This window comes from Streptomyces sp. CC0208 (genome assembly GCF_003443735.1).
In the GTDB taxonomy this organism is placed as follows: domain Bacteria; phylum Actinomycetota; class Actinomycetes; order Streptomycetales; family Streptomycetaceae; genus Streptomyces; species Streptomyces sviceus.
Genome location: NZ_CP031969.1, coordinates 3,189,309 through 3,203,993, shown reverse-complemented (window position 1 = coordinate 3,203,993; position 14,685 = coordinate 3,189,309). Strand labels below are relative to the sequence as shown.

Annotated in this window: 15 protein-coding genes and 1 pseudogene; 11 read left to right on the top strand and 5 right to left on the bottom strand. The window is 67.2% G+C overall.

The annotated features are described in order from the left end of the window. The first annotated feature begins 45 nt into the window (after positions 1–45). The 4 genes from D1369_RS14400 to D1369_RS42900 all read left to right on the top strand — a co-directional run bounded on the left by D1369_RS14400 (position 46) and on the right by D1369_RS42900 (position 4,650). Positions 46–1,038: an alpha/beta hydrolase gene (locus D1369_RS14400; protein WP_007384410.1), complete on the top strand. Its 993-nt coding sequence runs from the start codon at positions 46–48 to the stop codon at positions 1,036–1,038. Between the two features lie 390 nt (positions 1,039–1,428). Then, a complete protein-coding gene (locus D1369_RS14395; RefSeq protein ID WP_007384411.1) occupies positions 1,429–1,767 on the top strand; it encodes a hypothetical protein in 339 nt (112 codons plus the stop codon). 62 nt (positions 1,768–1,829) lie between these two features. Further along, positions 1,830–4,097 (top strand): DUF6571 family protein, encoded by a 2,268-nt coding sequence (locus D1369_RS14390; RefSeq protein ID WP_037901297.1) that lies wholly within the window; start codon positions 1,830–1,832, stop codon positions 4,095–4,097. Further along, a complete protein-coding gene (locus D1369_RS42900) occupies positions 4,090–4,650 on the top strand; it encodes a hypothetical protein (protein WP_007384413.1) in 561 nt (186 codons plus the stop codon). The genes D1369_RS14390 and D1369_RS42900 overlap by 8 nt, the downstream gene beginning before the upstream one ends. A 178-nt stretch (positions 4,651–4,828) precedes the next feature. Here D1369_RS42900 and D1369_RS43815 read toward each other — a convergent pair. Continuing rightward, a pseudogene (locus tag D1369_RS43815) lies at positions 4,829–5,173 on the bottom strand (ATP-binding protein); the annotation flags it as partial. 38 nt (positions 5,174–5,211) lie between these two features. Here D1369_RS43815 and D1369_RS14380 point away from each other — a divergent pair. Both D1369_RS14380 and D1369_RS14375 read left to right on the top strand, forming a co-directional pair. After that, a complete protein-coding gene (locus D1369_RS14380; protein WP_007384415.1) occupies positions 5,212–5,553 on the top strand; it encodes a Scr1 family TA system antitoxin-like transcriptional regulator in 342 nt (113 codons plus the stop codon). Between the two features lie 7 nt (positions 5,554–5,560). Beyond that, positions 5,561–5,773, top strand: a complete 213-nt coding sequence (locus D1369_RS14375; RefSeq protein ID WP_007384416.1) for a DUF397 domain-containing protein — start codon at positions 5,561–5,563, stop codon at positions 5,771–5,773. Positions 5,774–5,821: 48 nt separating this feature from the next. Here the strand turns inward: D1369_RS14375 and mycP are convergent, their stop codons facing one another. The 3 genes from mycP to D1369_RS14360 all read right to left on the bottom strand — a co-directional run bounded on the left by mycP (position 5,822) and on the right by D1369_RS14360 (position 8,983). Further along, positions 5,822–7,144, bottom strand: a complete 1,323-nt coding sequence (gene mycP, locus D1369_RS14370; RefSeq protein WP_106433629.1) for a type VII secretion-associated serine protease mycosin — start codon at positions 7,142–7,144, stop codon at positions 5,822–5,824. An 83-nt stretch (positions 7,145–7,227) separates the two neighbouring features. Continuing rightward, on the bottom strand, positions 7,228–8,610 hold the full coding sequence (locus D1369_RS14365; protein ID WP_007384418.1) for a hypothetical protein: 1,383 nt from the start codon (positions 8,608–8,610) through the stop codon (positions 7,228–7,230). A 52-nt stretch (positions 8,611–8,662) separates the two neighbouring features. Then, the gene (locus D1369_RS14360; protein WP_007384419.1) at positions 8,663–8,983 is read right to left on the bottom strand and encodes a hypothetical protein; all 321 of its coding nucleotides are present in this window, start codon (positions 8,981–8,983) and stop codon (positions 8,663–8,665) included. 388 nt (positions 8,984–9,371) lie between these two features. On the opposite strand from D1369_RS14360, the gene D1369_RS14355 reads away from it, so the two are divergent. The 4 genes from D1369_RS14355 to D1369_RS14340 are packed head-to-tail and all read left to right on the top strand — an operon-like array spanning position 9,372 to position 13,493. Continuing rightward, on the top strand, positions 9,372–9,851 hold the full coding sequence (locus tag D1369_RS14355) for a hypothetical protein (protein WP_106433531.1): 480 nt from the start codon (positions 9,372–9,374) through the stop codon (positions 9,849–9,851). Next, on the top strand, positions 9,848–10,432 hold the full coding sequence (locus D1369_RS14350) for a hypothetical protein (RefSeq protein ID WP_037901300.1): 585 nt from the start codon (positions 9,848–9,850) through the stop codon (positions 10,430–10,432). Before D1369_RS14355 ends, D1369_RS14350 begins: the two co-directional genes overlap by 4 nt. Further along, positions 10,432–12,459 (top strand): putative T7SS-secreted protein, encoded by a 2,028-nt coding sequence (locus tag D1369_RS14345; protein WP_118082475.1) that lies wholly within the window; start codon positions 10,432–10,434, stop codon positions 12,457–12,459. The genes D1369_RS14350 and D1369_RS14345 overlap by 1 nt, the downstream gene beginning before the upstream one ends. Then, entirely contained in the window at positions 12,456–13,493 is a 1,038-nt protein-coding gene (locus D1369_RS14340; RefSeq protein ID WP_037901303.1) for a type VII secretion system-associated protein, read from the top strand. The genes D1369_RS14345 and D1369_RS14340 overlap by 4 nt, the downstream gene beginning before the upstream one ends. A gap of 87 nt (positions 13,494–13,580) precedes the next feature. On the opposite strand, the gene D1369_RS14335 is transcribed toward D1369_RS14340, so the two are convergent. Next, positions 13,581–13,997 carry a DUF192 domain-containing protein gene (locus tag D1369_RS14335; protein WP_037901304.1) on the bottom strand — a complete coding sequence of 139 codons (417 nt, stop codon included), beginning with the start codon at positions 13,995–13,997 and terminating at the stop codon, positions 13,581–13,583. 100 nt (positions 13,998–14,097) lie between these two features. On the opposite strand from D1369_RS14335, the gene D1369_RS14330 reads away from it, so the two are divergent. Then, entirely contained in the window at positions 14,098–14,679 is a 582-nt protein-coding gene (locus D1369_RS14330) for a dihydrofolate reductase family protein (protein ID WP_007384425.1), read from the top strand. Positions 14,680–14,685 lie beyond the last annotated feature (6 nt).

Below are 14,685 nucleotides of genomic sequence, written 5' to 3'. Positions count from 1 at the left end.
TGCAGAGCCATCGTGGGGCGCCTGACGCGTTCGTAGGGTCGTCGCATGGCTGACAACGAGAAGAGCACCGACAACATCCCCCGGTCCAGCGGGCCTTCACGGCGTACGGCACTGCGTGGACTCGCCGCGACAGCGGGCGGCGCCGCGCTCGCCGCGAGCGTCGGCGCGGGAACGGCGCGGGCGACCGGCACCCACGGGGTGCGCACCTACGTCCTCGTCCACGGCACGCACAGCGCGGCCGCGTTCTGGACGGCGATCGGCAGGGAGCTCGCCCTGCGCGGGCATCGGGTCGTCGCCGTGGACCAACCCCTGCACGGTACGGAGAAGTTCATTCCGAAGGCCTACCAGGCACAGGACTTACGTGCCCTGGCGACCGAGCCCTCGCCGGTCGCCGCCCTCACCCTCGACGACTTCGAGCGCCGCGTCACCGGCACGGTCCGCCGCGCCGCCCGCCTCGGCGGCCCCGTCGTCCTCGTGGGCCACAGCATGGGCGGCCTCTCGGTGAGCCGGGTCGCCGACGCCGTACCCGAACTCCTCTCCCACATCTGCTACATGGCGGCCTTCTGCCCGAGCCGCACCATGCCGTCCCTGATGGACTGCGCGTCCTCCCCGGAGGGGCAGCACGCCCTCAACCCGTTGCACCAGGTCGGCGACCCGGAGGAACTGGGGGTGCTGCGCCTCAACTGGCGTACGTCTGACCGCCGCGAGCTGGCCGCCTTCAAGGAGATGATCTGCGCGGACCGTACGGACGCCGAGTTCCTGCGCGTGCTGGAGGGCATGCAGACGGACGAGTCGATGACGGCGTACGCGGACCGGGCGGTGGGCCGAGCGGCGACCTGGGGCCGCGTCCCGCGCACCTATCTGCGCTTCGGCAAGGACAGGACCGTGGCCACGCAACTCCAGGACCGCATGATCGCGGAGGCCGACGAACTCACCCCGCACAACCGCTTCACGGTCCGCGACTTCCCGAACGCGGGTCATCTGGGCCCCTCGGACCCCACCCGGGTGACGGACGTCCTGCACGGTCTGCCGCTGTGAGGACGCCGTCGCCCCGCGCTCGGGGCAGGAGTCAGACACCGACCGAGACGACCTGGTCTCCACAGAGCCTGGTCATGTCGTCCACGTCGGAGGTCACCACGATGCGCGGGCCGGCGTAACCCAGAGCCGTCGCGGACCGGGCCGGGCGGCCCATCACCCGGCCCGGACCGGGGCACGGCGGTGATCCGTCCACCCGGCACTGTCCGATGGACGCGTGTGCGAGAGCAATGGCGGGGGCCTCTCCCCTCTGGTGCCGCCAGTGGCGAGAACCAAGCGACGCCCCGGGGAGGCAGTGTGCCGCGATGATAACTTTCGCTTTCTCACCACTGATAATTCGCGATCGAAAGTTCCGGCCGACAAAGGGGCGGAAACGAACATGGGGGACGCGGCGTGTCGAGCGGAACGGACATCGAGGATCCGGCAGCCCTGAACCGTGCGGGCACCGGCGCGCAGGAGATGGCGGGACGGACGCGGAGCACGGGAACTCACCCGGTGGACGAGACCCGCTCGGCGTCCAAGGACTTCGGCAGCGGCAACTGGGACGGTGGCCTCGGCGGAGCACTCAGCGGCCTGGCGGAGACCTGGTCGAGCCAGGTCTCGGCGCTCGCGTCCACGTGCGAGAGCCTCTCCCGCCAGTGCGGCGGCTCGGGCCTGCTCTACCAGAGCACCGAGACGACGAACACGCAGACGATGCGCTCCCTCTCGGGTGAGCCGTCGCCGTTCGGCTGATCCGGCCCGACCCCACCATCGCCCACCGCGCAATCACCACACCACGGGGACCCACCACAGCCATGCCGACGTACGAGCAGCTGTACCACCTCAACCTCAGCAACCTCAAAGCGGCCGCCGACCGCTGGCGGGAGACGGCCACCAAGTTCAAGGACCTGCACACGGCATACGGCGACGAGGTCGCGGCGCCTTTCAAGCAGGCCGGCTGGCACCAGCCGGTCCTGACGGCGGCGAAGGCGGACAGCGACGTACGTGCCGCTCAGCAGGAGTTCGCGGACGCCCAGAAGGAGGCGGAGGGGATCGCAGGGGTCCTCTCCTCACTCCATGACGCCCTGAAGAAGACCAAGGACGACCTCCACCACCTCGCCGAAGTCGCAGCACCGAAGCAGGAGTTGCACGTCAGCGCCACCGGTGTCGTCACCCCGCGCAACGACGCCAACCAGCAGACCTGGGCCCACCACGACCCCGACGGCCAGGCCCTCATCCGCGAACAGCAACAGGCCTGCGACGCCTTCGCCCGCCGTATCGAAGCCGTCCTCCAACAGGCCGCCGACGCCGACGAGACCGCCTGCTGGGCCCTGCGCCGCGACCTCGGCGCCTACACGGACAACTTCAACTCGAAGGTCGTCATGTCCCTGGACTCAGCTGACGCCACCCACGCGGCCGAGCTGATGAAGAAGGGCGACAAGCTCACCGACAAGGAGCTCACCGAGCTCAACCACCTGCTCAAGTCCAACCAGGGCGACGCGGAGTTCTCCACCACCTTCTACAAGCAGCTCGGCCAGAAGGGCACCCTTCAGCTCTACGGCCAGCTCGCCCTTCAGACCGCCGACGCGAGCGACGAACGCAAGGCATCGCTCCAGCAGTTGCAGCGCAACATGGGCAACAACCTGGCCACCGCCACGAGCTCGGCCAACAAGCCGCACCTGGACGAGCATTGGACCGCCGAGCTACGCAAACTCGGCACCCAGCACATCCCGCTGTACCCGGACAGCATGCGCGAGGGCCCCTACGGCTACCAGCTCCTCGGCGGCATCCTCCGCTACGGCAATTACGACTCCTCCTTCCTCACTCCGATCGCGGAGCACGTCACCCAACTCCACGCCAGGGATCCGCACTTCTTCGCCGGAACCAAGTCCGATTTCGGAGGCCCGGAGTACGGCTTCAATCCCTCGGGCAAGAACGGCGCCGGCTACGACCCGATGAACAGCGTCCTGGAAGCGTTGGGGCACAGCCCGCAGGCGGCCACCGACTACTTCACGCCACCCATGGAGAAGTACGCCGAGGACGGTGCTCACAAGGGCGAGCTTGCCAACATCGACGGCGCCAACAGCTACCTGGACTACCTGGTCAACAAGGACTACGACTCCTTCCCCGACATCACCGGGCACGACCCGGACGCCGCGAAGAAGTCCATGAACGACTTCCCGGACTCCCTGGGACACGCCCTCGAAGCAGCAACCACCGGTCGCTCTTGGGATGGTGACCCCAACGCCGACTCCGTCCTGCATTCGGATGCCCAGGCTGCCCTGGCACACCAGATCGTGGACAAGTTCGGTGGTGAGGGAGGCTCCGAACTCCTCAATGGCAAAGAGGGAGCTCCGTACGAGGCCACGCGTGACAGCTTGGGCAACATCGCTGCGGAGTACATGGGAGACGTTCAGCGCGCCGTGTCCAGTCAGGAGAGCCTGCCGGTCTTCGGTACTCCCGCACAGCTCGACCCTGCGCACACCGAGGCGTTCCTCTCCCAGGTCGGTCAGGATCCCGATGCCTATGCTGCGATCACAGCATCACAACAGGCGTACACCACGGCTGAGGTCGACCGGGCCATGAACGACAAGACGGACTCCACTGTGTCCGCCCAAGAGAGGGCCTCCAGCGCCGTCCGCCCCGGTGCCACCATTGCAGGCATTATGAGCGAGGCCCGCGCGGACGCGATCTTCTCAACCCACCGGGAGAAAGACGCGGATTTCAATGAGTCGGCCGAGACCACCAGCAAGTGGGTTGGCCGCGGCTTGGGCATGGCCACAGGTGCCATCAAGGTTCCCGTGGCCGGCGACGTCGTAGGTTGGGCGATCGAGGACATTCAATCGAGTGTGTTGGAGAGCATCCAGCGGGACACCACATCTCAGGCACAGGATGAGGCAAGCCGGGACTACACCAACGGCAGCACTCAGGTGCAGCGGGCGGCTCAGGCTGCTGTCGAGCAAGCGGCACAGCGCGGTAATCACAACGCTGACACCGTGCGCGACATCAAGAATGCGGTAGCTGGCGAGGCCTTCCAGAGTCATGCTGCCGGAGCCAAGTGGGAGGACGCGCACCATGGATGACCTTCAGCGGATTCCGAAGCGGCCGACGTGGGCACTTTTGGCGGTGCTGGCGCTTCTGTGCGGTTGTTCCGCCGAGCAGACGGTGCAGTACGACTTGCCGAAGAGCCTCTGCGGAGTTCCAGTCACCCGTACCGTGATTGAACCGCTCTTCCCTCCTGGGAAGGATCTGACGCAGACAGGTGGTGCTCTCACGGATGGCCAAGACCAGTCGTCTTGTTCATACCTGGTGGACGGAAACACCGTGCTCAGTCTCTCGGACCAGCGCTACCAGGAGAAGCTGGCCGCCCGAGACGTACTCGCAAAGACCGTCCCTGGCAGCCAGGCCAAGGAGATCACCGTTTCCTCTTCCGGCCGCATCGCCACGTACAGGGGCCATGCCGTAGGTGTAGCGGATTGTTCAGGGGTCCCGTCGGATGTCGAGGGCGAGGAAGCTCGAACCTACGCCCTGACAGTTGGTGTTGGAAATCCCCATAACTGGCAGGAAGCTCAAACGAAGCTCACCAAGTTCACAAGGGCGTTTCTCGGTGCAGCCGCGAAAGCGGACGGCTGCTGATCGACTGTTGAGGAGTCCGGTGCCGCAGTCTGCGGCGTCGGTGGGGTCGAACAGGCCCCCCGGACCCTGCCGAGGGAGCGCTGTCGTCGCAGAGTCACGCGGTGGCGGCTGTGGCGGCTGTGGCGGCGTCGGGAGCGTCCACTCCACACGCGCGACCTCATGTCGCACCTTCACCTGGCTAGGTTGCGGCCAGTTCGAACCACACATACTTGCCCCGGTTGCCTCTCCTCGCCAACGGCTGCCAACCCCATAGGTCGGCACTGGCACGCACGAGCGCCAGGCCTCTCCCTTGCTCTGTCTCTCCGAGAGGGTCCAACTCCTTTGGTGGCTCAGGAGGTTCGGGGTCGGCGTCCCACGCTCCGATACGCAGTACGGCCGCCGACAACCGCACCCTGAGGGCAGCGGGTCCCTTTGTGTGGCGTACGGCGTTGGAGACCAGCTCGGCCGCGAGCAGTTCCGCGCTGTCGACCATGCGGATCAATCCGTGCATCGTCAGGATCAAGCGGAGGGTGCGGCGGCTGATGTGTCATCGACGGCCCAGATCCCATCCCGTACGAGACGGTGATCCACGAAGCCGCCCTGCGCATCAAGGTCGCGGGGCGCACCGCGACCCGAGCCCAACTGGCCCGCATCCTGGAGATGTCCGAGGTGGACCACGTCACGGTCCGGGTCGTTCCCTTCGCTCTGGACGACTTCGCCGAGGCCGGCAGTGCCCTGGTCCACCTGGGCGGGCCGGTGCCCCGTCTGGACACAGTGGTGCGCGATGCTCCGCACGGCACCGTGTACCTCGATTCCGCGGCCCAACTGGAGGATTTTCGAACGCTCTTCCTTGGGGTGAAGGAAGCGTCACTCCCTCCGGAGCAGTCGCGCGACCTCATCCATCAGTTGGCCGAAGAACTCTGAGGACACCATGACCACCCCCGATCAGTGGAAGAAGTCGTCCTACTCGGGCGGAGGTGAGGGCAACGACTGCGTGGAGATCGCAGCCCGCCCTACCCACATATCCATCCGAGACTCAAAGGCTCCGACCAGGGCAACGCTCACTGTCCCGACCGGAGCATTCAGCCCCTTCATCGAGGCCCTCAAAACTGATTCCGCCCGCACCGAGTTCACCAGCTTCTGAGGCTGATCCACGTCGGTCCCCGAGTTACCGACATGGCCGCACCTGCGGCTACTGCTGGGGCGGCCACTGGCCCTGAGGCGGGGTGGGCTGTTGCTGGTACGGGTTGTGCTGCTGGGGTGAGACCGGCTGCTGGTACGGGTTCTGCTGCGGGTAGGTCTGCTGGCCGTACTGCGGGTAGCTGACGGGAGCGCCAGGACCGGCGGGTCCGCCGTTGCCGTTCCTGCGTCGCCTGGATCGCTTCACGATCAGGAGGACGACCAGTCCGATGACGGCCAGGCCTACGACACCGATGGCGGCCCAGATGATCGTGGCCTTCCGGTCCGCCTTCTCTTGCTGTTCGTCGGATGCACCGACTGCGGGAGCGGCGGACTTCTCCTTCAGGGACTCCGGGACGGTCAGGGGGCCGTACTTCGAGCCAGCCGGGATGTTGTCCTTGAGGGCGGCGAGGGGCTGGATGATGCCATAGCCATAGCTCTTGTCCGGTAGGGACAGGCCCTTCTCGGAATCGGGCAGCGCCGCTGTCTTTACGAGGCGGTTGGCGATCTGGCCTGCTGTCAGGTCAGGGAACTTGGATCGGAGGAGGGCGGCTGCTGCTGACGTGTAGGCGGTCGCATCCGATGTGCCGTCTCCTGCGTGATATCCATTGCCAGCGCCATTGGCGGAGACGATGTTGGTTCCGGGAGCTGTCAATGAGACATGGGGGCCCGAGTTCGATTTCTCCCAGACCTTCCCGTCGTTCGCTACAGCACCCACGCCCAGCGCGCCCGGTGAAGCTGCCGGGTAGCATTTGGACGAATTGCCGTCATTTCCTGCGCCGCCCACGACTAGGACATCGTGACTCAATGCATAGGCTACGGCTTCTGAAGTCTTGTCCAACTCGCTCTGATCCGTGGAATAAAAGCATTGCGACACGTTGATCACAGATGCGCCATGGTCAACGGCGTATCGAATGGCAACGTCCGTTCCCGGTCCACCAGTGCCGTACTCTCGGATCGGTAGAATCTTCGCCTCAGGCGCCAAGCCGATCACGCCATCATTCGTGCCGTGCCCATGGCCGGCGATGATGGACGCCATTGCTGTTCCGTGATTATCGCCTGAATCTGGGGACGCGCTACCCCCGTCCATGAAGTCCTTGCCTTCAAGAACATTCCCTTGAAGGTCTACATGGCTGGCGTTCACTCCGTCGTCGATAACGGCAACTGTGACGCCTTGTCCCTTGGAGGACTTCCACACAGATTGGGCATTGAGTGCCTTGAGTGCCCACTGATCTTCTCTGACCTGATCTGCTGCCGCGAGGGGAGCAGAGGCAAACAGAAACGCCCCGGCCAATGTGCTGCAGCCTGCTGTGCGAAGTGCCTGGGCGAAGCCCATTTGCCTGTCCTCTCTCCGGATGGTGAGGGGCTGACCCTGGATGCCCCTCACCATCCCGCCAACTGTGGCGTCCCGCGCCGCTACTACTCGATGACCCGAGGCGCCACGTTACGCTGTGGGGTCCAGGTCTCCTCATCCTCGACCAAATAGTCGGGACGCTCCCGCTCGCGCTGCTCTTCGTCCTTGGGGCGACCGTTACGGCCAATTGGTGTACCCGCGACTCCGCCCTTGCGGACAGGGCCGGCTCCTCGGCCCGCGGCACCGCGGCTGTTGTGCAGGCCGGAGCCGCCAGCGGTCCCTCTGCTTGTGCCAGCACCCGCCTTGGGCGTCCCACCGCTGATGCCACCAGACTGGCGAGCTGAGCCTCCCGGGCGTGCGCTCCCGGCCGCACCCGCACCCGCACCTGGTCCGGGTCGGCCGGGCATGCCGCCCACGCCGGGCCGGCCGACCATCGCTCTGCGCCCGCCGGCTACGCCGCCGACGAGGCCAGCGCTACCACCGACGCTGCCAGCGCCACCACCGACGCTGCCACCAGCGGCTCCACCACCGACGCCGCCACCGCCGCTGACCGTCGGCGTACCAGTGTGGCCACCGGAGATGCCGTCAATCGCCGTGCCTACGTTATGGACCGGTGCCGTCGACTGATCCGCTCCGCCGGTGATGCCCGAAGGCGGAGTCACCGACTTCGACTGGCTGATATTGCCAGTCTGGGCGTGCCGGGCGGTGCCTGCTGATGCTTTCTGCGGGCTTCGAGGCGAGGCGGCCGACGGAGTGGCTACCGGCGTGGGCGTGATGCCGCCGGGGTCCCCGGGGTAGTCTTTCTCGCCCTCGATCGGCGGCTTCCTATTCCACGACCCCATGGCCTTGGCCTGCGAGTTATAAGACGCCCCCAACGTCTCCATCTTCGCCGCCATGGCCAGCTGCGCCTCCCGCCCCGCCGACAGATCGTCATGGTTGCGGTCGAGGACATCCTGGGCGCCCCTCCCGGCGGCGATGTCCTTCTTCATGCCGCTGTCGTCGCCGGTGAATCCGTCGCCCGCGGAATTGAGAAAGCTGGACACCGTCCCCGGCTTCTCCATCGCCAGGACGTCGTCCTTGACCTTGCCCAGTGTGTAAGCGGCATTCGCCATCGCCAGAGCCGTGTGCCCGGCGTACTTCGAGGTGTCGCCGATGCTCTTGCTGACCTGCTTGGCCTTCTGGGCGAATCCGTCGGCGGCGGCCCCCTTCCAGTGTTCCTGGATTCGGGTGACCTCTTTCTCGAAGTCGCGCTGAATCGTGACCAGTTGGGCCTGTACGTCCTTCCAGCCCGTGACGACGTCCTCCACGAGGTCAGGTCTGGCGTGGCGGACCATGGCCTTCATCTCGTCCATGTTCTTGGCGCCGGAGAAGGGTGTCGTGTGCTTCTCGTTGAAGCACATGTTCATCTCGACGTAGTCGTAGTCGATGTACTTGTCGTTACCAGCCATGCCCCTGTACCCCCTCGTCGCCCCGCACCTCGGTCATCACGCGGCCCATCGATCAGTGCCCCGCGTTCGGGAAACTCGCCTGCGCCGCGTAGTCCGAGTCCTGGTAGGCCCCGTGGGTGTACTTCGTCTTGCGCCCGAACTCGTCCATGACCGTGTTGAGATACTTCACGACGTCCTCGATGTACGTCTTCATCTCGTTGTGGGCGTTGGCGAGTTTGTGCGCCTCGTCGAATCCGGTTCCGAGGGCGCCTTCGGGGAGATACGTGTTGGTCGCCGTATCCGTGTTCGCCTTGCCGAGATCGCTCAGTACCTGGTTCAACGCGGTGACGGTCTTCTCGAGTTCGTCGAGATCGACGCTCACTTCTTCGGCCATGCCCAGCTCCCCGTTTTTTCGCTACGTCACTCGCGGTCGGTCGCGCGTGTCGTGCTCGCGTCAGGACTGCTGCCGGGCGCATCCGCTCTCCGACCGTCCCCGACCTGCCCCAACTCTACTGGCGCTCACTGACGGACCGAACATCACAACGTTCCGTCACAAGACCACGGTGAACTCAACTCACCTCGTCCACAAGCAAGATTCAAGGCGACGCGCGGACCGCCGCACCCTCGGCAAGGGCAACAGAAGGGCAGCTGAACGAGTCCGGTTCCGGAATCGCCTGGTTTGCCGTCGTCCTTGGCAACGCCCGTCCCACCCGGTTGGACTCGCACATGTTCACCGTGATGTGCTTTCGCGCATCACAAGATCAGTCACGGGGTGACCACGCATGAAGGCGGATGCGGCCAACAGCCCGACGGGTGGCGTGGGCGCGCTCGCACGGGCAACGCTGGCCGCCGAGATCCACGACCTCTACGACGGACAGGGCGACGGCGACAGACTGCTCGCGGCCTTCCGCGCGGCCGCCCTGTACGTCCCGCTCGCCGAGAGCGAACCGGCCTGCTCGGTCGAGACGGACGGTGTCCAGTGGCTGTACGCCTTCACGTCCACAACCGAGTTGAAGCGTTTCGCGCGAGCCCGCGCCGAGACGGGTAACGACTTCGGCTGGGCGAGCGGCCGTATCCGCTACTGGACCGTGCTCGGCTCCCGGCTGCTCGACATCGCCGTACCCGCCGCTGTCACCGAGACCCGGACCGCCACCGGGATCGCGGTCGACGTGGGCGGCATCCGGCAGCTCCTCATGCCTCCGGTGTCCGGGGTCGTGCCGGACCGGGTGGCGGTCGATCTTCTGGACCTGGACCGCACATGAATGATGGCTATGGGGCGGACCCCGAAGTCCTCCAGCAGGCCGCCAAAGGCATCAACCAGACGATCGAGGAGCTGCAGGCCGTCGGGCAAGTAGGCGGCGGCGCCGTCGGGTTCGGGTTCGACAGCCTGGAGCTGAGCCCGCTGCAGATGGGCCACGCCGGGCTCGCCAAGGCGTTCGGCACCTTCGCGGAACGCTGGGAGTGGGGTGTGAAGGCCCTGGTCGACGAGGGCAACGAGATCGCCGAGAAGCTCGACCTGTCGGCCGGTTACTACCACGAGGCAGAGGAGTACGGCGTTGGGGTGCTCAAGGACGTCGTCGTGGCCAACTACGGCGCCCCGACCGTCTCCAGCCAGGACGCCGCCCGGATGTCGTGGAGCCAGGTCGAGTCCGGGGCCAAGGCGGCCTGGACGCCGGATCTTTCGCAGGAGTCGGCGTCCGGTGCCGTGCAGCAGATGGGTCAGAGCTGGCAGGAGACCGAGGAGGACCTGACCACCAGTGGCCAGTACGGCACACAGCTGCGGGCCGGCAGGGAGTTCGTGCGGGAGTCGGTGGAGTCGGTCACGCCCGAGGACGGTGCCTGATGGGCGTCCTGGGGGAGCTGGGGGATCTGGGCGACGGCATCAGGCAAGGACTCTCCGACGGGGTCAACGCGACCGCGGACGCGGTGGGCGACAGCCTGGACGTGGTCGGCCCGAAGTCCGTCGGGGAAAGGGTCCGTGACGGCGCCGAGTACGTCACCGGGGCGGCTGGCGCCGTGGTGCCCGAACGGGAGCTGGGGGAGACGGACCAGCCGGGTGAGCTGATCCACGGATCGACCGGGGACCTGGAGGATACGGTCCGGCATCTGAATGCCTTCGCATCCGCCTTCGAAGGCACCGGGCAGGCGCTGAAGAAGCTCGACCCGGATCGCTGGACCGGCACGGCGGCCGATTCCTTCCGGGAGTCCTTCACCACCCACCCCAAGCGGTGGCTGACCGCGGCCGACGCCTGTACCGCCGCGGCGGACGCCCTGGCGGAGTACGCGCACACCGTCTCCTGGGCGCGTGGGCAGGCGGCCGAGGCGATCGAGAAGTGGCGGACCGCCGAGGCGAACAGTTCCGCGGCCCGGCAGACGTACGACCGGCAGGCCTGGGAGTACCAGCAGTACCAAGGCGTTCTGTCGCTCGGTGAGACATCGCGCTCGGGGGCCCAAGTTCCTACTGACCCGGGGGAGTTCGTGGACCCCGGCGAAGCAGGCCGCGACGCGGCCCGTGAGATCCTCAGGCGCGCCCGGCGCACACGGGACTCCGCCGCCGAGAACGCCACGGCCAAGGTGACCGATGCTTTCGCGTCGGCCCCGGCCGAGCCGGGCACCCTGGCCAAGCTCAAGGCCGGTTTCATGGACGGCACGAGGGCCGTCAACCTGGAGCTCGAACACTTCGCCGGCGGATTCGTCAAAGGCGGCACGGGCCTGATCCGCATGGTGCGGACGGTCAACCCGATGGACCCCTACAACCTGACCCATCCCGCGCAGTACCTCCAGAACGTCTCCGTCACCGGCATGGGGCTGCTCACGGCCGTCAACCATCCGGTGCGCACCGCCAAGTCACTGGTCGGCTCGGGCTGGTCCACCGACCCGGCCGAGGCACTCGGCACCCTCACCTTCGACCTCGCGAGTGACGCGGTCACCGGCGGCGCGGCGACCGGGGTGGCTGCGGCCCGCCGCACCATGACCGCGATCGCGAAGGACGGCGTGGAGACCGCGGCGGAGCGTGGCGGCCGCGAGGCGGTCGGGACGGCAGCCGAGGGCACGGGCGAGTCGGTCGGCCAAGCGGCGGCCAAGGAGGGCGGGCTGCCGGACGGCTGGACGGTCCAGCACGGTGAGGGGGCCGCGGACGCCGCGGCCGACACCACCAAGGACGCCTCGCGCGGCAGGTGGGACGCCTCCGACTCCTCCGGGGAGGGCCCACCGACCCCGGAAGCGGGGACGAAGAGCGCCCACCCCCCACCGGGACCGCCAGAGGACATCGCACAGCATCGGGCGGCGATGGCTGAGATCTCCGACGGCGCCGTCACCTTCGACAGCAACGCGGACGCGGCACAGTACGGCGCCAAGCACTGGAACGACTATGCGGAGAGCCTTCCCGACGAGCAGAAGGCAGCGGTGCACGACTACACGGGGCCCGAGCACCACCGGATCAACGGGTTCCTGCGGGAGGGGGAGGGCGGCTACTACGACAGCCCGCAGGTACGCCGGCACGTCGAGCAGCTCGACAAGGCGCTCGCCGGGAACGCTCTTCCCGAGGACGTCGTGGTCCGCCGCGGCACCGGCCTGGAGCACTATCTGGAGAAGATGCGTTCCGCGCACCCGGCAGACATGATCGGCAAGAAGTTCACGGACGACGCCTACATGTCCACCTCATTGGGAGACGCCGTGTTCACGAACAAGGACGCTGTCCTGCACCTGCGCGTGGCTGAGGGGACCCCGGGCCTGTATGTGGAGAAGGTGGGCCGCTACGGTGCCGACGAGCGTGAACTGCTGCTCGGCCGCGGCAACGAATACACGGTCACCGAAGCGTTCAAGGACGCGAACGGGCAGTGGCAGATCTACGGAAAGATCCATCGATGAGTGAACAGCGCGGCCAGGACGAGCACTCCGAGGAGAGGCCCTTCTCTCGGCTGGCGGGCGACCTGCAACCACGGCTGACCGGCGGCCCGGACGACTACGAACTGTCTGCGGACGGTCCTGTGCAGTACGTGGTCGTGGCCAATATGGAGGGGATTCTGGGGGCGCTGTTCGCGTCGGATGCGGAGGGGGCCGTCTGCTACCTCGTGCGCGAGGAGCAGGGACCCGAAGCCAGTAATGCCACCGGCTTGTGGAGAGAACTGCGGCGATCCGCGAAACAACGAGGCCTCGCCCCGACCGAGGCATTGGCCGAGATGGTGCAGCAAGGCGGTTACCCGTTTCCGGGGCGCGCGCTGCCCGGGCCGTGGCAGGAGGCGCCCAGCCTGGCGGTCCTGAGGGAAGAGATCGTCGGCGACGGCAAGTGGCACCGCGAACCCCGCGATCTGAAGATCCATGCGTATCCCGTCATCCCCTTCCGCGGACCGAAGATGCTCGCACCCCAGGTGACCGAGGAGATGCGGCGTTCCGCCCGGCGTCAGCCCGGCAGGGTGATCTTCGCCATCGACCCGGCCTACACCAACCCGCACGGCGAGGTACCGGACCACGGGAAGCTGGGCGGCTGGCCCATCGACGAGAACGGCGAGATCGGCGAGTTCCACTTCAACCCCGACTACGAGCCCACCCTCACCGCGCTGCGATGGCGTGCTCCGGAGAATGACGTGGAGCGCGCGTTGCAGGCATTCCGGGCTCGCCGAGGCACGGCCGAGGCATTCCTGGACGCCCTCCGCGCGGGCACCGTGCTGGTCTCCGCCGAGTCGGACGGCAAGCTCCGCTTCCGCGAGGGCGACGACGGTGAGCGCCATCTGGACGTGTACACCAGCGCCCCCTACGTCCCGGACGACGGTCGGCATGTGCGGGCGATGAACGGAGGGGAGCTCGCCAAGGTCCTGTACGGGTGCTATGTGGCGGTCAACACCGGCAGCAGCCTCAACCTGCGATTCCCGTCGTCCGACCTCGCCGTCAGCGCGTTCGGATAAGTCGGCTGAGCCGGCGCGTCCCCACACACCGTCACTCCACGCACCGTCCCCCCGCCGTCACGCCAAGCACCGTCACTCACGCCCCCATCACTCCACCACGATCTCCACCCGCACCCCCACCCGCACCCCCCACCCTTCCATCGCCCCCGCCTCCGCCTCCAGCACATGCCGGGACCGCACCCGTGGCAGCCCCAGCCGCCCCGGCTTCATCGTGCGGACGGCGATGACGCGGAGTCGGCGGTCGAGGTAGGCGACGTCGATGGGGATGCGCATGCGGAAGGTGTGCACGCTGCCCGCGGGGGAGAGGAGCAGGGCCCCCTCGACACCGTCCCGGCCCAGGAGCCCCCTCGTCCGGGCCCGGTAGGAGGTCGCTATCTCCAGCGGTACGGCGAACCCGTCCCGCTCCCCGTGCACGATCTGTTCCCCGTGCACGATCTGTTCCCCGTGCACGATCCGTTCCCTGTGCACGACCAGCTCGCCCCGCCCGTCCAGCCAGCGCCCCATCCCGGAGCCACCTCTCCCGCCATGGCGTTCCCACGCCGTCCCTGTCGCTCCCGATACCTTGGGAGCCGATCCTCTCTCCACTGCCCAGGTCAGGTGGCCGATGCGGAAAATCGTCCTGATGATGTCCATGTCCCTCGACGGCTACATCGAGGGCCACGACCGTGACATCAGCTGGCACCGGGTCGACGACGAGCTGCACACGCACATGAACGCCACGGTCGGGAGCATGGGCGGGCTGCTCCACGGCCGGGTCGTCTACGAGCTCATGGCCGACTACTGGCCCACCGCCGACGCCGACCCCGAAGCCCCCGCGTCCGTCAGGGAGTTCGCCCCGATCTGGCGGGACCTCCCCAAGGTCGTCTACTCCCGGACCCTCACACACGTCGACTGGAACTCCACCCTCGTCCGTGAGGTCGTACCGGAAGAGGTCCGCGCGCTGAAGGAGCAGCCGGGCGGTGATCTCGCCCTGGGCGGGGCCGAGTTGGGGGAGACCTTCCTGCGGTACGGCCTCGTCGACGAGCTGCGGATCTACGTCCACCCCGTCCTCGTCGGCCGGGGCAAGCCCCTCTTCCCGCACGCCGACACGCTGACCTCCCTCCGGCTCGTCGAGTCGCACACCTTCGGCAATGGCGTCGTACTGCTGCGGTACGAACCGGAACCGGGGATCCGTACGGCCCCGTAAAGAAGT